At 66.4% G+C, this 18,490-nt stretch carries 14 protein-coding genes; 6 read left to right on the top strand and 8 right to left on the bottom strand.

The window, feature by feature from the left end:
- Nucleotides 1-79 precede the first annotated feature (79 nt).
- The gene (locus C0V76_RS00855) at nt 80-475 is read right to left on the bottom strand and encodes a DUF4019 domain-containing protein (protein WP_101940475.1); all 396 of its coding nucleotides are present in this window, start codon (nt 473-475) and stop codon (nt 80-82) included.
- A 155-nt stretch (nt 476-630) separates the two neighbouring features.
- Here C0V76_RS00855 and tyrS point away from each other — a divergent pair, with 155 nt between their 5' ends.
- Together tyrS and C0V76_RS00845 are read left to right on the top strand one after the other, a co-directional pair.
- On the top strand, nt 631-1,905 hold the full coding sequence (gene tyrS, locus C0V76_RS00850) for a tyrosine--tRNA ligase (protein WP_101940993.1): 1,275 nt from the start codon (nt 631-633) through the stop codon (nt 1,903-1,905).
- Between the two features lie 18 nt (nt 1,906-1,923).
- Nucleotides 1,924-2,751, top strand: coding sequence for an AraC family transcriptional regulator (locus tag C0V76_RS00845; RefSeq protein ID WP_101940474.1), 828 nt, complete (start codon nt 1,924-1,926; stop codon nt 2,749-2,751).
- Here the strand turns inward: C0V76_RS00845 and C0V76_RS00840 are convergent.
- Nucleotides 2,748-3,335, bottom strand: coding sequence for a LysE family translocator (locus tag C0V76_RS00840; RefSeq protein ID WP_101940473.1), 588 nt, complete (start codon nt 3,333-3,335; stop codon nt 2,748-2,750). The genes C0V76_RS00845 and C0V76_RS00840 overlap by 4 nt on opposite strands.
- 305 nt (nt 3,336-3,640) lie before the next feature.
- On the opposite strand from C0V76_RS00840, the gene C0V76_RS00835 reads away from it, so the two are divergent.
- Genes C0V76_RS00835 through C0V76_RS00820 form a run of 4 tightly spaced genes read left to right on the top strand, consistent with a single transcriptional unit; the run spans nt 3,641 to nt 9,449 of the window.
- Nucleotides 3,641-5,032, top strand: a complete 1,392-nt coding sequence (locus tag C0V76_RS00835; protein WP_101940472.1) for a diguanylate cyclase domain-containing protein — start codon at nt 3,641-3,643, stop codon at nt 5,030-5,032.
- 4 nt (nt 5,033-5,036) lie between these two features.
- Nucleotides 5,037-6,323 (top strand): glycosyltransferase, encoded by a 1,287-nt coding sequence (locus tag C0V76_RS00830; protein WP_101940471.1) that lies wholly within the window; start codon nt 5,037-5,039, stop codon nt 6,321-6,323.
- Nucleotide 6,324: 1 nt separating this feature from the next.
- Complete coding sequence (locus tag C0V76_RS00825) at nt 6,325-8,403, top strand: TolC family protein (RefSeq protein ID WP_158239095.1); 2,079 nt, start codon at nt 6,325-6,327, stop codon at nt 8,401-8,403.
- Nucleotides 8,400-9,449, top strand: coding sequence for an HlyD family secretion protein (locus C0V76_RS00820; RefSeq protein WP_101940469.1), 1,050 nt, complete (start codon nt 8,400-8,402; stop codon nt 9,447-9,449). Before C0V76_RS00825 ends, C0V76_RS00820 begins: the two co-directional genes overlap by 4 nt.
- Before the next feature lie 4 nt (nt 9,450-9,453).
- On the opposite strand, the gene C0V76_RS00815 is transcribed toward C0V76_RS00820, so the two are convergent.
- From C0V76_RS00815 to C0V76_RS00790, 6 genes are read right to left on the bottom strand one after another with little or no spacing between them, the layout of a single operon-like run.
- Nucleotides 9,454-10,716 (bottom strand): Zn-dependent hydrolase, encoded by a 1,263-nt coding sequence (locus tag C0V76_RS00815; protein WP_101940468.1) that lies wholly within the window; start codon nt 10,714-10,716, stop codon nt 9,454-9,456.
- 13 nt (nt 10,717-10,729) lie between these two features.
- On the bottom strand, nt 10,730-12,184 hold the full coding sequence (gene hydA, locus C0V76_RS00810; protein ID WP_101940467.1) for a dihydropyrimidinase: 1,455 nt from the start codon (nt 12,182-12,184) through the stop codon (nt 10,730-10,732).
- A 24-nt stretch (nt 12,185-12,208) separates the two neighbouring features.
- Nucleotides 12,209-13,729, bottom strand: coding sequence for a CoA-acylating methylmalonate-semialdehyde dehydrogenase (locus tag C0V76_RS00805; protein WP_254048162.1), 1,521 nt, complete (start codon nt 13,727-13,729; stop codon nt 12,209-12,211).
- Nucleotides 13,726-15,033: an NAD-dependent dihydropyrimidine dehydrogenase subunit PreA gene (gene preA, locus C0V76_RS00800; RefSeq protein ID WP_101940466.1), complete on the bottom strand. Its 1,308-nt coding sequence runs from the start codon at nt 15,031-15,033 to the stop codon at nt 13,726-13,728. Before preA ends, C0V76_RS00805 begins: the two co-directional genes overlap by 4 nt.
- A 27-nt stretch (nt 15,034-15,060) precedes the next feature.
- Nucleotides 15,061-16,425: an NAD(P)-dependent oxidoreductase gene (locus C0V76_RS00795; RefSeq protein WP_101940465.1), complete on the bottom strand. Its 1,365-nt coding sequence runs from the start codon at nt 16,423-16,425 to the stop codon at nt 15,061-15,063.
- Nucleotides 16,426-16,473: 48 nt separating this feature from the next.
- Nucleotides 16,474-17,832, bottom strand: coding sequence for an aspartate aminotransferase family protein (locus C0V76_RS00790; RefSeq protein WP_101940464.1), 1,359 nt, complete (start codon nt 17,830-17,832; stop codon nt 16,474-16,476).
- Between the last annotated feature and the right edge of the window lie 658 nt (nt 17,833-18,490).

Raw genomic sequence — 18,490 nt, 5'->3', positions numbered from 1 at the left:
GCCGCTCCTTGTCTTGTCGAACGTGAGGCCGCTGTTGTGCGACTGAAGTCGCACCTACAGACGTGGCACTCAGCCGCAACTACGGAATCTGCGGCTCCAGCAAGCGATAGCGCAGCAACTGTGGTGCCTGCCCCTCCTCCTGCACGATCACGAATTCCTCGCGCGCCGCGCCATTGGCATAGGCCGTGATGTAGGTGAGGGTGGCCCGGCGGCCGTCCACCGTCGTGGTCATGCGCTCGGCACCGCGCACTTCGCCGAGCCGGGCACGGATCTTCTGCAAGCCGGCGACGAATTCGGCCTGCGCCTGGGCTTCGCGCAGGGCAGGCGCGGCGCGCTGGTAAATACCGGCGAAATCCCCCTCGATCATGGCCAGATGGAAAGCCGGCACGGCGTGTTCCGCTTCGTCTGGATTCACCGGCGGGGTGCAGGCGCCAAGCAGGCAGGCGAGGGCCAGCAGCGCTATCCATTTCCTCATGTCTGTCTCCTGATCGTTCGGCGCATGTTCGCATGCCTGCGTCGGCTACACAGCAGCGGCGAGCAAATTCGCCTTGCCTGCGCCCAGCCGTTAAAATGCTCAGCTTGTATTCGTGGCTGGCGCGTCCGCCCAGCCTTGTCCGTGGAGAAACCGTGATGTACCAGTCCCCCCTTCTGCAAGATCTGCATGCCCGTGGCCTGATTGCCCAGACCACCGATGCAGATGCACTCGATGAAATGCTCGCGAAGGGTTCGGTGACGCTGTATTGCGGCTTCGACCCGACCGCCGATTCGCTGCACCTGGGCCATCTGGTACCGGTGCTGGTCCTCAAGCGCTTCCAGCAGGCCGGCCACAAGCCGATCGCATTGGTCGGCGGCGCCACCGGCATGATCGGCGACCCGAGCTTCAAGGCCACCGAGCGCAAGCTCAACACGCCCGAAGTGATCGCTGGCTGGGTGGACAAGATCCGCGGCCAGGTCGCGCCTTTCCTCGATTTCGAGGGCCCCAACGCGGCCATCATGGCCAATAACTACGACTGGTTCAGCGGCATGGGCGCGCTCGAATTCCTGCGCGACATCGGCAAGCACTTCTCGGTGAATGCCATGATCAAGAAGGAATCGGTGCAGCAGCGCATCAACCGTGATGGCGAAGGCATCTCCTACACCGAATTCTCCTACGCCCTGCTGCAGGGCTACGACTTCGCCGAGCTGAACCGCCGCTACGGCTGCGTGCTGCAGATCGGCGGCTCCGATCAGTGGGGCAACATCACCGCCGGCACCGAGCTGACCCGCCGCATGAACCAGCAGCAGGGCTATGGCCTCACCCTGCCGCTGGTGACCAAATCCGACGGCACCAAGTTCGGCAAGACCGAATCCGGCGCCATCTGGCTCGACGCCAAGAAGACTTCGCCCTACGCCTTCTACCAGTTCTGGCTGAACACGGCGGATGCCGACGTGTACAAGTTCATGCACTACTTCAGCTTCCTTACGGTGGAAGAAATCGCCGCCATCGAAGCTGCCGACAAGGCCGCAGAAGGCCGCCCGCAAGCCCAGCGCATCCTCGCCGAGCAGGCGACCGAACTGGTGCATGGCAAAGCCGCACTGGAAGCCGCACAGCGCATCTCCGCCAGCCTGTTCTCGGGTGATCTGGCTTCGCTGACCGAAAACGATCTGGAGCAGCTGGCACAGGATGGCGTGCCCGGCGTTGAGCAAGACAAATCGGTCAGCAACCTGATCGACCTGCTGGTCGCCAGTAGCTTGGCCAAGTCCAAGACCGAAGCGAAAAGCTTCATCCAGAGCGGCTCGGTGGCGGTCAACGGCGCAAAGGCCGAGGCACTGGACCACGCCATCACCGATGCCGAGCGCCTGTTTGGCCGCTTCACCCTGTTGCGTCGGGGCAAGAAGCTCTACGCCATGATCCGCTGGGCCTGAGCGCGAGCGCCGCACGCCATGTCTGCAAGGGGCCAGATTCCCGCGCGACAGGCGTTCTGGCGCGATCCGGCACTGCCCTTCATCGAAGTTCGCACCGTCGAGGATGGGCGCAGCGTCTGTTACGACCGGCATGCCCATGACAGCTTCTCGATCGGTGCCATCACCGGCGGTTGCAGCACCTATCTGAATGGTCGGCTGCGCGAGCGGGTCGATACCGGTACGGTGGTGCTGATGAACCCGGGCGAGGTGCATGCCTGCAGCCCGCTGGCCGGTACCTGGTCCTACCTGATGCTGTATGTGGACCTCGCTTGGCTGGCGGCGTTGCAGGAAGAACACGGCGTGGCGGCGGGCGGCCAATTCGTGCCGCTGGCGGCGCGCCTGAGCAGGGATCCCGGGCTCTACCGTCGGCTGAGCCAGCTGCACACCACCCTGCTGGATACCTCCGGCGATCTGATCGGCCGCGAAGTCGCCCTGCATGAGTTCTTTGGTGCGCTGTGCCAGCACGCCCCGGCTGTGCCCCAGGTATTGCCGGAGCCGCTGGATCCGCGTCTCGTGCGGGCGGCGGACTTCATCCGCAGCAGCAGCGCCACGGCCTTGCGTCTGGAAGACATCTGCCGCATCGCCGGGCTCTCCGCCTCGCGCCTGATCCGTGCCTTCAAGGCGCAGTACGCCATGACCCCGCATGATTACCTGACCCATTGCCGCATCCAGCAATGCCGCCAGCGCCTACGCCGGGGCGAGCCGCTGGCTCAGGTGGCGGCAGAGACCGGCTTTGCCGATCAGGCCCATTTCCAGCGCGCCTTCAAGCGTTATGTGGCCGCCACGCCAGGTGAATACCGCAACTAGCCCAGCAGCATGCTCGGGGCGCACAGCAGCAGCATCACGGCCAGCCCGCCATTGAGCAGGCGCACCCGTTGTGGCTGCTGCAGCCAGCCGCGCAGATGGCAACCGGCCCAGACCCAGCAAGCCAGCGAGGCGAAGCACACCACGAAGTACAGCGCCGCAAACAGGCCGATCCGGCTCGCCTCGCCATCCGCCGCAAAAGCCCCCATGCCGGCAGCCGAGGCCAGCCAGGCCTTCGGATTGAGCCACTGCATCAGCGCGCCCTGCAGGAACAGCGAGCCGGGGCGCGCTTCGCCGGCCTCGAGCTGACCCTCGTCGCGCCACAGCTTCCAGGCCATGTAAACGAAGAAGGCCGCCCCCGCCCAACGGATCAGTGCCAGCAGCCAGGGCCATTGCAGCAAGAGGGCCTGCAGGCCGCAGCCGATCAGCACCAGCAGCACGGTGAAACCACAGGTGGCGCCGGCCACATGGATCATCCCGGGCAGAAAACCGCGCCGTGCCCCGGTGCCCAGCCCGACCAGATTCACCGGCCCCGGAGAAAGCGAAGCCGCCAGGGCAAACAGGAACATCGGGAGCAAGGAAGTCATGATGTGGGCACGCCGCAAGATCGAAGAAGCCCAGACTGCCCGCTGTGGCCACTCAGGTATTGAACAAAATTGCCGTTCTGGCCCTCATAACCCTCCCTGGGGCGAATACGCGTGATTTTGTTGAGTTTGACGAATCTTGTGTTTTTCCCCGGGACGGGCGTTTGTCCGGCCAAGCTAAAATCCTTTACAGACTGGGCGCTGCGCCTTTCCTGCCTGCACGGTCCGCATTGATCCTGAATCAGGCAAGTGAGGATTCGCCCGCCGGCAGCGCACTCCTGTAGCTGCCGTATAAGGAAGTTCTCAACATGCAATGGATAGGTCTCAGTGAGCAGCCTGCGTCGGTGCTGGTTGCCGACATGCAGCGCCTCGATCTGGCCGCCCTGCTGGCGGAGGAGCCGCGCGCCCCGGTGCTGCTCGAGACCTCGGCATGGCCGCAGGCTGCCGCCTGGGTACGCGCCATCCGGGCCCAGCCGGCTCTGAGTCATCTGCCTCTGTTCCTGGCGACCCGGCCGGACGGCGCGGAGCCGCCAGGCCTTGCCAGCCTGCTTGACGGTATCGCGCTGGATGCCGCCGGGCGGGATGCGCAGGCCGGCGAGATCATGGCCCAGGCCGCCCGCCTGACGCATGTGGCGGCCACGCCCGGCGAGGCGCTGGCGCAGTACCTGGCGTGCCGGCCGGCGCAACGCCTGCATCCGGTGAAGGACTGGACCGCGCCAGCTTATTACCGCTATCCGCTGGTCGAAACCCTGCTCACCGAGGGGGAAGATCCCTATGTCTGGCTCGAGCGCTGGAGCCGCCGGCGCATCCTCGATACCGAGGTGGTCGTCGATCGCCTGCGCCTGTGCGACCAGTGCAGCAGCGCGCACATGAACCATGTGGACGTCTGCCCGTCCTGCGCCAGCATCGATATCACCAGCACCCGCCTGCTGCATTGCTTTACCTGCGGTCATGTCGATCAGCAGGAGAGTTTCCAGCGCCAGCACCGTCTCGAATGCCCCAAGTGCTCGGCCGCCCTGCGCCATATCGGGGTGGATTACGACCGGCCGCTGGAGCAGCTGCAGTGCCGCCAGTGCAAGAATCTGTTCGTCGATGCCGACGTGCGTAGCCAGTGCATGGCCTGTGGCGCGAGCAGCTCGCCCGAGCGCCTGCCGGTACGCCCGATCGCGGTCTATCGCCTGGGCGGTGCCGGGCTGCTGCTGGCGCGCCAGGGCAATCTGTCGCCGGTGCTGTCCGGGCTGGATACGGTCAACTTCATCGTGCCGGCGCTGTTCGAACGCCTGCTGGACTGGCAGATCGCGCTGGCCCGGCGCTATCCCGAGAGCCACTTCTTCAGTGTGATCGGCCTGCGTGTGCGCAACCTGGAGGAACTGGTAAGTACGCTGGGTCGCTCGGTCACCGCGACCCTGATCGATGGGTTCGCCGAGCGCCTGCGCGCCACCCTGCGCACCACCGATCTCACCACCCGGGGGGACGATGACCACATCTGGCTGCTCACCCCGCATACCGATGAAGCCGGCGCGCGTCTGCTGGTGTCGCGCATGCGCGAGCTGGGCCAGGCTTCGCGCCAGGCCAACGCGGCTGTGCTGGCGCTGTCCACCGCGGTGGTCAGCATGCCCGGGGCGGACGGGCTGCCGCTTGAGGCCAACCAGCTGATGGGCCTGATGGCCTCGCGCCTGGAAACCGAGATCGAGACCTGAGCCCATGTTCGAGTCGCGCGGCCTGGCCGAGATCCTGCTGAGCGTGTTCCCGCTGGTGCTGCTGTTCGAGCTGCCGGCCTACCTGCTGTGCTGGCTGGGCGTGATCAGCTACGCATCGCGGCGCACGGCGGCGCGCCCGCAGCTGGATGCCTTCCGGCCGCGCGTGAGCTGTGTCGTCACCTGCTACTCGGAAGGCCGCGACGTGGGCAAGACGGTCGAAACCCTGATCGAGCAGACCTACCCGGGCGTCATCGAGATCCTGATCATGGTCGACGGTGCCGTGCAGAACCGCGCCACCTATCTGGCCGCGCGCGAATGGCAGGAAGCGGCGCGTCGTCATCCGAGTCGCATCCTCAAGATCCTGCCCAAGCGCACGCGTGGCGGCCGCGTGTCCAGTCTCAACGCCGGCCGCCATTTCGCGACCGGCGAAGTGGTGCTGGCGCTCGATGGCGACACTTCGTTCGACAACGACATGGTCTGGCACATCACCCGTCCCTTCGCCGATCCGCAGGTCGCCGGCGTCTCCGGTGCATTGCGGGTGCGCAACGCCGCGGCCAGCCTGGTCGCCCGCCTGCAGGCGCTGGAATACATGCTGACCATCCAGCTCGCGCGCACCGGGCTCACCGCCTTCAACACCGTCAACAACATCTCGGGGGCCTTCGGCGCCTTCCGCGCCAGCCTGCTCGACAGCCTCGGCGGCTGGGACGCCGGCACCGCCGAGGATCTGGACCTCACCCTGCGCATCAAGAAGCGCTTCGGCCCGGGCGAGCGCTACCGCATCGTGCACCAGCCACTGGCCATGGGCCACACCGATGCGCCCACCGAATGGAAGGTGTTCTTCAAGCAGCGCCTGCGCTGGGATGGCGACCTGTTCTACCTCTACGTGCGCAAGCACTGGCACAGCCTGCGGCCGGGCCTGCTGGGCTGGCGCAATTTCATCATGCTGATGTGGACCGGGGTCTACTTCCAGCTCGTGATGCCCTTCATCATCGTCGGCGCCACCCTTTGGCTGGTCTGGTCCCTGCCCTGGCCGGTGCTGCTGGCGGTGCTGGGGCTCACCTACCTGTTCTACACCCTGCTCACCGGCGCTTTGTTCCTGAGCTATCTGCTGCTGCTCTCCGAGCGTCGCCGCCAGGATTGGCCCTACCTCGCCTTCGTGCCCCTGTTCCCCTTCTTCACCTTTGCCTCGCGCGTGTGGAATGCCTTTGCCACCCTGGCCGAGCTGGTCACCCGCCAGCATCTCGATTCCTCCATGGCGCCCTGGTGGGTGCTGCGCAAGACCCGCTACTGACATGTCAGCCACCTTTCTCCTCCGTCTGGTCTGTTGCCTGCTGCTGCTCTGCGCTGGCGCGGTGCAGGCTGCGCCGGCATTCCGCCTGCAGGATTTCGCCGACGCGCTGGAGAGTCACCCGGACTACGCCCTGGCCGGTGCCGAGCGCGAGCTGGCCGAGTCGCAGCTCGAACGTGAGCGGGCCAGTGGCGGCCTGCGCTTGTATGGTGATGCCGGTGCGGCCAACGTCTATGAACCGCAGTTCGGCGGCGGCTCGCGCGATTACTACAGCCTGCTCGGCAGCCTGGGGCTGCGCTATCCGCTGCTCGGCACGGCTGGCGAACAGCGTTTGCGCGTCGGTTATGCCGGTATCGACGCGCTGCTCAGCCGGGTCCAGCGCGAAGCCCTGCGCCAGCGCCTGCTGCAGGATTTGCGCAGCAGCTACTACGGCTATGCCCGGGCCGAGGCGCAGCAGGCCCTGGCGCGCCACTTCCTCGCGGCCGCACCGCAGATCCGTGCGGCCCTGGCACAGCGCCAGCAGGCCGGCCTGCTGCTTGAGGGCGAGGCGCGCGAGTTGGCCCTGAGCCTGACCCAGGCCGAGCGCCAGCAAGCCAGTGCCGCAGCCGAGCTGCTGCGCTTCGGGCGCGAACTGCGGCGCTGGCGCACGGATTTTGCCGGCCAGCTCGTGGCCGGCCCCGGCGGCGGGCTGGATCTGCCGGCGGAGCAGACCAGCGATCAGGCCCTGCTGGCCTTGCAGACCCTGCAGGACGAGCTGGCTCGTGCCGGCAGCAGTCCGCTGCGTGCCAACGCCTATGTAGCCGGCAACCTGCGCCGTGATGATGACCTCGGCCGTGCTTCCAGTATCAATGCCGGCATCAGCTTCGAACTGCCGCTGGATGCGGCCGGCGTTGCCCGCAGCACGCGGCGCGAGTCCGCCGCCCGGGTACAGCGCGCCCGCCTGCTCCTGCAGCAGCAGCGTGACGAGGCGGCGCGCTGGCGTGAGGCCATGCTCAACGAACAGGCCGATGCGCAGGCCGAACTGCGCCTGGCCGCCGCCGCCGCCGCGGCCAGCGGCAGCCGCGTACGCGAAACCGGCCAGCGCGCCCAGCTCAAGGCTGGCGTGGCGGGTGACCCGATCGAGCGCTGGGTCGCAGCGCGCAGCGCCCACTTCACTGCACTCAACGCCTTGATTGCGGCTCAGGCGCGTGCCTGGGCGGCCGGTGACGACAGCCCGCTTACCGCGCAGGGCTGCCTGCTGCCGGCCGCTGCCTGGCTCAGCTGGGAGGCGCTGCGCCAGCCGCCGGCCGAAGCATGTCCGAACCTGCTGGTGGTGCAGCCCGCGCGTCGCGCCGTGTATGCCTGGGGCGGTTTGCAGGCGCTGGAGGGTGAGGCCGTACGGCGGGCGCTGGGCGAACTGCTGGTCAGCGAGGTGTGGCTGTCCTTCAGCCCGGCCGATCTGCAGCAGCTCACTGCGGCTGGTCCCCGCCAGCGCCTGGCCGCGCAGATCCGTGCGCAGCAGCGCGCCGGCCGCCGCGTCAGCCTGCTGCTGGGCGACCCGGACTGGCTGCGCGCGGGGCGCGGCGAAACCCTGCTGGCCATCGTGCGGAACCTGGCCGAGCTGCCTTTCGACGGCCTGCAGCTCGATCTCGAACCGGACCAGCTGAGTCCCGCTGAGCGCAGCGGGCCGGGCGAGGCGCAGGCCTGGCGCGAACTGGCCCGGCGGGTGGCCGAGCTGCGGGCGATCAGCCCGCTGCCGATCGGCCTCAGCATCCACTGGCGGGCCCTCGTGGCCGATGCCGGCGGGCTGTGTGCGGCCTGCCGCGCAGCTGCCAGCGCTGACGACGTGGTGGTCATGCTGTATTCCACTTCAGCCGCCTCGGCCCGTGAGCGCATCCAGCGCATCGCTGCCAATCTGCCCGGCAAGGCGCTGTGGCTGGCGCAGAGCATCGAACCCGAGCTGGCGCCAGACGAGAGTCATTTCCGCGCCGGCCAAAGCGCCTTGCGCAAGCACCTGGAAGGTCTCCAGAGTCTGGCGGAGCAGGGCGTGGTGGCCGGCTTTGCCGTGCAGAGCCTGGAAACCTATCTGAAAGCCAGTCCATGAAAATCCGATTCCGCATTCCGGAAGCCGCTGATCCGCGCCGCGAAGGGGGGCTGAGCCTGCCGCCACAGGAGTCGAAGCGTGTGCCGCCGCGTCTGCGCTGGCTGTTGATCACCCTGCTGGCCCTGAGCCCGGCGATCTGGGTCGCCGTCCACTTTATCCGCGAGTGGCTGTGGGTGGAGGCGCGTGGCTTCGTGATGTTCGAAGAGCTCAGTTTGCAGGCACCGCAGGACGCTACCGTGACCGAGCTGAACCTCAGCAGCGGCAGCCAGGTCACGCAGGGCAGCGTGCTGCTGCGCCTGGACAACCCCGCGCTGCGGGCGGAATACGAAGTCCTGCGTGCAGCCAATGTGGCGGCGAGCGCCAAGGAGGCTGTGGCCATTCATCAGGCTCAGCTGCAGTCCCAGCGGCAGACCCTGAAGGCCCTGCAGCAACGCCAGGCGGCGCTGCATCAGCGTGTGCTGGTGCTGCGTGATCTGGCTGCCCGGGATGCCGCCACGCGCGGCGAAGTGCTGGCAGCGGAAGGCGAGGAGCTGGCCCTGCTCGGCAGCATCCAGGCCCAGCAGGAGAGCATCCTGCGCAGCACGCCTTCACCCTTGCCGGTGGTCAGCGCCTCTTTCTCCGCCGAGCAGCGCGCGCGCCTGGCCAGCCTCGAGGCGCGGATGGGAGAGCTGACGGTGCGGGCGCCGGTGGCGGGTACGGCGGACAACCTGATGCTCACCCGCGGCCAGCGCGTTTCCCAGGGCGAGCCGATGCTGGTGCTGCGCCATGGCCGCCCGCATGTGGTGGCCTTCATGCAGGGCCGCGAGCTGGGGCTGACCCATAGTGGCGAGACGGTGCGCATCGTGCTGCCCAACCGCGTCACGCTGCAGGGGCGCATCCTCGGCCCGGCGCCCTCCACCCGCCGCCTGCCGGAAGAGCTGGCCGGCACGCTCGATCCGCGCAATCAGCGTCTGCAGGTGCTGATCGAGACCGATGCCCTGCCCGCCGAGGCGCGCATCCATCAGCTGCCGGTCACGATCCGCAGCTTCCGCTTCAGCGGCTGGTAGGCGCTCAGGTCAAGACGCCGGCGCGTTCCAGCATCGCGTGCAGCAGCACGTTGCAGCCGGCGGTGATGTGCTCCGGCTTGGCGTCTTCGATCTCGTTATGGCTGATGCCGTCCTTGCAGGGGATGAAGATCATCCCGGCCGGGGCGAGGCGAGCCATGTAGACCGCATCATGGCCGGCACCCGAAACCGCCGGCATCGCCGAGTAGCCCAGCTTCTCCGCCGCCTTCGCCACCGCAGCGATACAGCCCGGCTCGAAGGGCTGGGCAGGGTATTGCGACACCAGCTCGATCTGGATGCCCAGGCCGGTCTCCGCTGCGAGCGCGGCGGCATAGGCGCGGATCTCGGCATCCATCGCATCGACCGCCGCATCGCTTTCGTTGCGCAGGTCGATGGAGAACTTCACCCGACCCGGAATCACGTTGCGGCTGTTCGGATGCACGTGGACCATGCCCACCGTGCCGCGTCCGTGCGGCGCGTGGCGATTGGCCAGCGCCACCACTTCCTGCATCAGGCGCGTAGCCACCTGCAGCGCATCGCGGCGCAGCGGCATCGGCGTGGGGCCGGCGTGCGCCTCCATGCCGGTCACCGTGCAGTCATACCAGCGGATGCCCAGCACGGCCTGCACCACGCCGATCACCTTGTCGTTGTCTTCCAGCACCGGCCCCTGCTCGATGTGGGTCTCGAAGTAGCTGCCAATCGGGTGATCACCCGGCTCCTCCTCACCGATGTAGCCGATGCGGGCGAGTTCCTCGCCGACCTTCTTGCCTTCGGTGTCGGTCGCGGCGTAGGCATGCTCCAGTGTGAAGGCCTTGGCGAACACGCCCGAGCCCATCATCACCGGCACGAAGCGCGAGCCTTCCTCATTGGTCCAGAAAGCCACTTCCAACGGCGCTTCGGTTTCGATGCCGAGATCATTGAGCGTGCGGATCACTTCCAGCCCGGCGAGCACGCCGTAGTTGCCATCGAACTTGCCACCGGTGGGCTGGGTGTCGATATGGCTGCCGGTCATCACCGGCGGTAGCGCCGGATTGCGGCCTTCGCGGCGCATGAACACGTTGCCGATCTTGTCGACCGTCACGCGCATGCCGGCCTCCTTCGCCCAGCCCACAACCAGATCGCGCCCCTGGCGGTCCAGATCGGTGAGGGCGAGGCGGCACACGCCGCCCTTCTCGGTGGCACCGATCTGCGCCAGCGTCATCAGCGAATCCCACAGACGCTCGCCGTTGATGCGCAGCGCGTCGATATTTGTGCTTGTCTTCATGTCCATGATGGGCTCCTGTTCAAGTCCGTACGACTGCGGTCGGCGCGAGTTCGCGGGCGCGCTTCTCCGCCGCCGCAAAACCCGCCCCGAAGGCCGGGCGCTTGATGTAACGGCCCGCGCCGCGCACCGCGCGCAGATCGCCGTTGGCATACACGAGGCGGCCCTGGCTGATGGTGTGCGAGGGCACGCCGGTGAGCGCCATGCCTTCGAAGATGTTGTAGTCGCCCTTGGAATGCTGGGTCTTCACCGAAAGGGTCTTGGTGCCGGCCGGATCCCACAGCACCAGATCGGCATCCGCGCCTACCGCCACACAGCCCTTCTTCGGGTAAATGTTGAAGAGCTTGGCGGCATTGGCCGAAGTGATCGCCACCCATTCGCTGGGGGTGAGGCGGCCGGTATTCACTCCAGCGGACCACAGCACGGCCATGCGCTCCTCGACCCCGCCGGTGCCGTTCGGAATCTTGGCGAAGTTCTCCGCGCCCATGCGCTTCTGCTCGGCGCAGAAAGTGCAGTGGTCGGTCGCAGTGGTGTGCAGCTGGCCGGACTGCAGGCCGCGCCAGAGCGCCTCCTGATGTTCCTTCGGGCGGAAGGGCGGGCTCATCACATGCGCCGCCGCCTTGGTGAAATCCGGATCGCGATAGACGCTGTCGTCCACCACCAGATGGCCGGCCAGCACCTCGCCATATACGCGCTGGCCACGCGCGCGGGCACGCGCGATGGCCTCGGCCGACTCGATGCAGGACACGTGCACCACATAGATCGGCACGCCCAGCACATCGGCAATCGCGATCGCGCGGTTGGCCGCCTCGCCTTCCACCATCGGCGGGCGCGAGAGCGGATGGCCTTCCGGCCCGGTGATGCCCATCTTCTGCACTTCCTGCTGGAGCAGATAGACCAGCTCGCCGTTCTCGGCATGCACGGTGGGCATTGCGCCCAGTTCCAGCGCGCGGCGGAAGCTGTTCACCAGGGTTTCGTCGTCGCACATGATGGCGTTCTTGTAGGCCATGAAGTGCTTGAAGCTGTTGATGCCTTCGTCGCGCACCAGGGTGCCCATGTCATGTCGCACCGATTCGTCCCACCAGGTGATCGCCATGTGGAAGCTGTAGTCGGAGGCGGACTTTTCGGCCCAGCCGCGCCAGGTCTGATACGCCTCCAGCAGCGGCTGCTGCGGATTCGGGATCACGAAGTCGATGATCGAGGTGGTGCCGCCGGCCATCGCCGCTGCGGTACCGGTGAAGAAATCGTCCATCGTCACGGTGCCCATGAAGGGCAGCTGCATGTGGGTGTGCGGATCGATGCCGCCCGGCACCACATACTGGCCGCTGGCGTCCAGCACTTCGCAGCCGGCCGGCGCGAGTGCCGCAGCACCCTCACCCACGGCGGCAATCACGCCGTCGATGCACAGCACGTCGGCGCGGGTTTCGCAGTCGGCATTCACCACGCTGCCGCCACGGATCAGGATGCTCTGGCTCATCTGTCTCTCCTTGAATGCGGGAACTCAGCCCATCTGCGGGAATGCAAACTCCGGGCCCTTGGCGGACTGGCTGTCCGGCCAGCGCTGCATCACGGCTTTCTGCCGGGTGTAGAAGCGCACGCCTTCCGGGCCGTAAGCGTGGTGGTCGCCAAACAGGCTGCGCTTCCAGCCACCGAAGCTGGAGAAGGCCATCGGCACCGGCAGCGGCACATTCACCCCAACCATGCCGACGCGGATATGCCGAACGAATTCGCGTGCCACGCCACCATCGCGGGTGTAGATCGCCACGCCGTTGCCGAACTCGTGATCGTTGATCAGCTTCACGGCGGAGGGCAGATCCGGCATGCGCACGATGCACAGCACCGGACCGAAGATTTCTTCGCGATAGACGATCATCTCGGGCGTCACGCCGTCGAGCAGGGTCGGGCCGACGAAGTAACCGGCTTCGAAACCCGGCACCGCAATCGCGCGGCCATCCACCACCGCCTCGGCGCCAGCCGCCACGCCCTCGCCGATCAGGCGCTTGATGCGCGCACAGGCTTCGGCGGTGATCACCGGGCCCATGTCGACCTTGTCCTGATGACCTTCGCCCACCTTCAGCGCGGCGATGCGGCTCTTCAGGGCCTCGATCAGGGCCGGGCCCACATCGCCCACCACCACCGCCACCGAGATCGCCATGCAGCGCTCGCCGGCCGCGCCAAACGCGGCCCCGATCAGTGCATCGGCGGCCATCGCGATATCGGCATCCGGCATTACCACGAGGTGGTTCTTGGCGCCGCCGAGGGCCTGCACCCGCTTGCCGGCCGCGGTGCCGGCACGGTAGATGGATTCGGCCACCGGCGTGGAGCCCACGAAGCTCACCGCCTCGATCTGCGGATGAGCCAGAATGGCTTCAACGATAGTGCGGTCGCCCTGCACCACGTTGAACACGCCATCCGGCAGACCGGCTTCCTTGAGCCATTCCGCCATCAGCAGGCTGGCTGCCGGATCGCGCTCGGAGGGCTTCAGCACGAAGGTGTTGCCGCAGGCTATCGCCAACGGGAACATCCACAGCGGCACCATCGCCGGGAAGTTGAAGGGGGTGATGCCGGCGACCACGCCGAGCGGTTGGCGCAGCGTCCAGGCATCGATGCCGGTGGCGATCTGGTCGCTGAAATCGCCCTTGAGCAGTTGCGGAATGCCGGTGGCAAATTCGATGTTCTCGATGCCGCGCGCAACTTCGCCCATCGCATCCGGGAAGGTCTTGCCATGCTCGCGCACCAGGCAATCGGCCAGCACCGCCGAGCGCTCCTGCACGATGGCGAGGAATTTGTAGAACACCCGGGCGCGGGCCAGCGCGGATTTCGCGGCCCAGGCCGGGAAGGCGGCGGCAGCCGCCGCCACGGCGGCCTCCAGGTCGGTGCTGCTGCCCAGCAGCAGCTTGCCCTGCACCGCCCCGGTGGCGGGGTTGAAAATATCCTGCGTGGCGACTGGCGTGCCGCGTTGTGCGGCGCCGTTGATCCAGTGACTGACTTCGTAGAGATCGCTCATGGGCTTGGCTTTCACGCGGTGACTTCGCGCATCGGGTTGTTCGGGTGGGTGGTCCAGTTCTGGTACTCGCCGGTTACGGTTTCACCGGTGCGGGTATCCACTTCACCCGGCTTGAGGCTCTTCATCGTGATGCAGCTGGGCACCGGGCAGATCGACACGCACAGGTTGCAGCCGACGCACTCTTCTTCCTTCACCTCGTAATGGCGCTGGCCATCCTTGAAGGCGGTGATCGCCTGGTGGGAAGTGTCTTCGCAGGCCACATGGCAACGGCCGCACTGGATGCATTTGTCCTGATCGATGACGGCCTTGTCGATGTGCTTGAGGTTCAGGTAACGCCAGTCCGACACGGTCGGCACCGCGCTGCCCTGGAAGTCGGCAATCGAGGCGTAGCCCTTCGCGTCCATGAAGTTCGAGAGGCCCGAAATCATGTCTTCCACGATGCGGAAGCCGTAGACCATCGCGGCGGTACACACCTGCACCGTGCCGCAACCCAACGCGATGTATTCAGCCGCATCACGCCAGGTCGAGATGCCGCCGATGCCGGAGATCGGCAGGCCGGCGGTGAGCGGATCACGGGCGATCTCGGCCACCATGTTGAGCGCGATCGGCTTCACCGCCGGGCCGCAGTAGCCGCCGTGCGAGCCCTTGCCGCCGGTGCTGGGGCTCATGATCATGGTGTCCAGATCCACGCCCATGATCGAGTTGATGGTGTTGATCAGCGATACCGCATCCGCCCCGCCGGCCTTTGCAGCGCGGGCCGGGAAGCGGATGTCGGTGATGTTCGGGGTGAGCTTCACGATCACTGGCATCTTCGAATACTGCTTGCACCAGCGCGTGACCATCTCGATGTATTCCGGCACCTGGCCCACCGCCGCGCCCATGCCGCGCTCGCTCATGCCGTGCGGGCAGCCGAAATTCAGCTCGATGCCATCGGCCCCGGTGTCTTCCACCATCGGCAGGATGCGTTTCCAGGATTCTTCCTGGCAGGGCACCATCAGCGACACCACCACCGCGCGATCCGGCCAGTTGCGCTTCACGCGGGCGATTTCTTCGAGGTTGATCGCCAGCGAGCGGTCGGTGATCAGCTCGATGTTGTTCAGGCCCTGCACGCGGCGATCCGGCCCCATCAAGGTGGCATAACGCGGGCCACTCACGTTCACCACATGCGGGTCTTCGCCCAGTGTCTTCCACACCACGCCGCCCCAGCCTGCCTCGAAGGCGCGCACCACGTTGTATTCCTTGTCGGTCGGCGGCGCCGAGGCCAGCCAGAAGGGGTTCGGGCTCTTGATGCCCAGAAAATTGCTACTCAGATCAGCCATCGCTCAATCTCCTAAAGTGTGTCGGGGTCAGGCGCGCAAGGCGGCGTCGATTGCAATCGCGGCCTGTTTGCCGTGCTCGACGGCTTCCACCGTCAGGTCCAGGCCGCCAGCCCGGCAGTCCCCACCCGCCCAGATCTTCGGATGCGAGGTCTGGCCCGACGGGTCGGTCGCGATGCGGCCCTTCTCCAGCACGAGGCTGAGATCCAGCGGCTCGGCCACGAAGCTCTGGCCGATGGCCTTGAGCACCATGTCGGCTTCCAGCGTGAAGGTCTCGCCGGTTTCGACCAGCTTGCCGTTCTCGTCGCGGGTGACGGTGAAAACCGCGCCGGTCACGAAGCCGTCGCTGCCGAGTATTTCGCGCGGTGCGGCCCAGTGGCGGATCGTCACGCCATTGATCTGTGCCCATTGCTGCTCATAAGCCGACGCACTCATGGCCTCCGCTCCGCGGCGATACACCATGGTGACCTCACGCGCGCCGAGCTTCCTGGCCTGCACTGCGGCATCCACGGCGGTCATGCCGCCACCGATCACCACCACGCGGCGGCCCACTGGCACGGCCGAGAGATCCTTGGCCTGACGCAGCTCGGCGATGAAATCCACCGCAGCCTGCAAGCCGACGAGCGCTTGCTCGGCAATTCCCAGCGAATTGACACCGGCGAGACCCATGCCGAGGAACACTGCGTCGTATTCCGCGACCAGGCCACTCAGCGTGATGTCGCGGCCCAGCTGTTTGCCGCATTGAATCTCGATGCCGCCGATGGAGAGCAACCATTCGATTTCGCGCTGGGCGAAGCCATCGGGGGTCTTGTAGCGGGCCAGACCATATTCGTTGAGGCCGCCGGGCTTGCCGTGGGCATCGAAGACGATCACATCGTGACCCAGCGTGGCCAGGCGGTGAGCGGCCGAGAGGCCAGCCGGCCCGGCGCCGACCACAGCCACGCGGCGCCCGCTCGGGGCGGCCCGGGTAAACATCGGCTTGGTCGGTGCGGCAAAGTAGGCGTCGGTCGCAAAGCGCTGCAGCAGGCCGATCTCGACGGGCTTGCTCTCATTGGTCTGGCGCACACAGGAGCCTTCGCACAGGTTCTCGGTAGGGCAGACGCGCGCGCACATGCCGCCCAGCACATTGGCTTCGAGAATCGTCTCGGCAGCGCCCAGCACATTGTCCTGAGCGATGCGCTGGATGAAGTGCGGGATGTCGATGCCGGTCGGGCAGGCTGAAATGCAGGGCGCGTTGTAGCAGTAGTAGCAGCGCTCGGCTTCGAGCAGGGCCTGCAGCGGGTTAAGGGGCGGATGCGCGTCCGTGAAATTGAGGGCGCAGCTTTCGGGCGCGAGGCGGCCTGCGGCAATGCCGGGCAGATCCAGTGCGCCAGGTTTTTCGATGGGGCGGTTCATGCAGTCTCTCCGTGCGTATTGAGGCGGTGCGTGCGGAAGTTGGGGAAATCAGTCAGCCATGGCGATGCGGATCGCGCGGCGCAGCATGTCGCCCATGGCGCGCAGCTCGTCCGGCGTGCTGATGAAGGGCGGGCCCATGGCAATCGTGTCGGCGGTAAAGCGCAGCAGCACGCCCTCTTGGATGCCGGCCTCGAAAGTCTTGAGTGCGCGGGCGCCGGGCTTGCCGGCGATGGGTTGCAGATCCACCGCAGCGGCGAGGCCAATGTTGCGGATGTCGATCACGCCCGGCTCGCCCTTGAGGCTGTGGATCACCTCCTCCAGCACCGGAATCAGGGCCGCAGCCTGTGCGATGGCGCCGCCCTCGGTCAGCGCGTCCAGCGCAGCATGGCCGGCCGCCGCTGCCATCGGGTGGCCGGAATAGGTGAAGCCGTGGCACAGCTCCACCGCGTATTGCGGCGCGTTGATGCCCATGAAGGTCTGGAAGATGTCTTCGCGCACAATCACCCCGCCCATCGGGATGATCCCGTTGGTCACGCCCTTGGCGAAACAGATGATGTCTGGCGTCACACCGAAGAACTGGGCCGCGAAAGGCGTGCCCATGCGGCCGAAGCCGGTAATCACCTCGTCGAAGATCAGCAGGATGCCGTGCTTGGTGCAGATCTCGCGCAGCTTCTGCAGATAGCCCTCGGGCGGCACCACCACGCCCACCGAGCCCTGGATCGGTTCGACGATCACCGCCGCGATGGTGGAAGCGTCGTGCAGGGCGACGATGCGCTCCAGCTCATCGGCGAGATGCGCGCCCCACTTCGGCATGCCCTTCGAGAACGCCATCTCGGAGAGGTTGTAGGTGTGCGGCAGATGATCGACACCGGGCACCATCACCGGGCCGAACATCTTGCGATTGGCCGGCATGCCGCCCACCGACATGCCGCCGAAGCCCACGCCGTGATACGCCTTCTCGCGGCCTATGAAGCGGGTGCGGCTGCCCTCGCCGCGCAGGCGCTGATAGCCATACGCAATCTTCAGCGCGGTATCGACGGCTTCGGAACCGGAGTTGGTGAAGAACACCCGGTCCAGCCCCGCCGGTGCCAGATCAGCAATGCGCTTGGCCAGACTCAGGGTGAGCGGATTGCTGATCTGGAAAGCCGGCGAGTAATCCAGCTCCAGCACCTGGCGGCTGATTGCCTCGGCAATGCCGGCATGCGCGTGACCCAGCGGGCAACACCACAGACCGGAGAGCGCATCGAACAGACGCTGGCCCTCGGTGTTCGTGTACCAGGCCCCCTTGGCGCTGGCCATCAGCTTCGGATGCGCCTGGAAGTAGCGATTCGGCGTAAAGGGCAGCCAGCTGTTGTCCAGCCCCGCCACGCCCGCTTCCTGCGTCGGGACCTGCTTCGGATCGTTCATCGACAGTGCTCCTGAACACGGCAGGCAGGCGGCGCGCTGTGCGCTGCATAACCTGACCGTTTGGTTAAGTTTCAGAAGCTGTTCTTAGCCATTTCCGTGCCACTTACCCTCAAAGGCCGGTGTGGCGCAGAACGCCCGTTTGCGCAAACGAAGCGGGCCACGGGATCTGCACTGCGCTGGGGCGAAAAATGCAGTGCCCCGCATCAAAGTGGATCGTTTGGTCAGAAAAATAAGCTTTGGGTTTGGGCGCTTGCCGTTCTGGAGAACAGGCGGGTCAGTGGGCGTCTCTGAGCGTGAAACCTGTGCCTGGTCATGCGCCGCCAGCAAGGCATCGAACGCGCATCGCAGGAGCCTAGCCCGGATGCAGCGTAGCGGAATCCGGGAGTCATCCTTTGCGGCTAGGAAAAGCCCCGGATTCCGGCATGCCTGCATCCGGGCTTGCTGCAGCTTTCGACTTGTATTCCGGGTCGCGGTCTTTGAAAATCAAGAGGCGGCTGTTCAGGGGTAGGGCGGAGTGCCAACTCCGCCATCCGGAACAACGCACGCATTAGCGCACAGGAAATCCGGTGCGGTTGGCACCGCACCCTACAACTGCGCCGTACGCGGTGCGACAGGTCCGGTGGAACGAAGGGTTCGGCGTTGATTGCAGCCGGATGGC

The sequence above is a fragment of the Uliginosibacterium sp. TH139 genome (genome assembly GCF_002855595.1).
Lineage (GTDB): Bacteria > Pseudomonadota > Gammaproteobacteria > Burkholderiales > Rhodocyclaceae > Uliginosibacterium > Uliginosibacterium aquaticum.
Note: the sequence above shows the minus strand (reverse complement) of the source record. Positions and strands in the feature narration are given on the sequence as shown.

What these genes read in the sequence shown, in the direction of transcription:
- C0V76_RS00855 (WP_101940475.1), bottom strand. Translation starts at nt 475, where the DNA reads ATGAGGAAATGGATAGCGCTGCTGGCCCTCGCCTGCCTGCTTGGCGCC.
- tyrS (WP_101940993.1), top strand. Translation starts at nt 631, where the DNA reads ATGTACCAGTCCCCCCTTCTGCAAGATCTGCATGCCCGTGGCCTGATT.
- C0V76_RS00845 (WP_101940474.1), top strand. Translation starts at nt 1,924, where the DNA reads ATGTCTGCAAGGGGCCAGATTCCCGCGCGACAGGCGTTCTGGCGCGAT.
- C0V76_RS00840 (WP_101940473.1), bottom strand. Translation starts at nt 3,335, where the DNA reads ATGACTTCCTTGCTCCCGATGTTCCTGTTTGCCCTGGCGGCTTCGCTT.
- C0V76_RS00835 (WP_101940472.1), top strand. Translation starts at nt 3,641, where the DNA reads ATGCAATGGATAGGTCTCAGTGAGCAGCCTGCGTCGGTGCTGGTTGCC.
- C0V76_RS00830 (WP_101940471.1), top strand. Translation starts at nt 5,037, where the DNA reads ATGTTCGAGTCGCGCGGCCTGGCCGAGATCCTGCTGAGCGTGTTCCCG.
- C0V76_RS00825 (WP_158239095.1), top strand. Translation starts at nt 6,325, where the DNA reads ATGTCAGCCACCTTTCTCCTCCGTCTGGTCTGTTGCCTGCTGCTGCTC.
- C0V76_RS00820 (WP_101940469.1), top strand. Translation starts at nt 8,400, where the DNA reads ATGAAAATCCGATTCCGCATTCCGGAAGCCGCTGATCCGCGCCGCGAA.
- C0V76_RS00815 (WP_101940468.1), bottom strand. Translation starts at nt 10,716, where the DNA reads ATGGACATGAAGACAAGCACAAATATCGACGCGCTGCGCATCAACGGC.
- hydA (WP_101940467.1), bottom strand. Translation starts at nt 12,184, where the DNA reads ATGAGCCAGAGCATCCTGATCCGTGGCGGCAGCGTGGTGAATGCCGAC.
- preA (WP_101940466.1), bottom strand. Translation starts at nt 15,033, where the DNA reads ATGGCTGATCTGAGTAGCAATTTTCTGGGCATCAAGAGCCCGAACCCC.
- C0V76_RS00795 (WP_101940465.1), bottom strand. Translation starts at nt 16,425, where the DNA reads ATGAACCGCCCCATCGAAAAACCTGGCGCACTGGATCTGCCCGGCATT.
- C0V76_RS00790 (WP_101940464.1), bottom strand. Translation starts at nt 17,832, where the DNA reads ATGAACGATCCGAAGCAGGTCCCGACGCAGGAAGCGGGCGTGGCGGGG.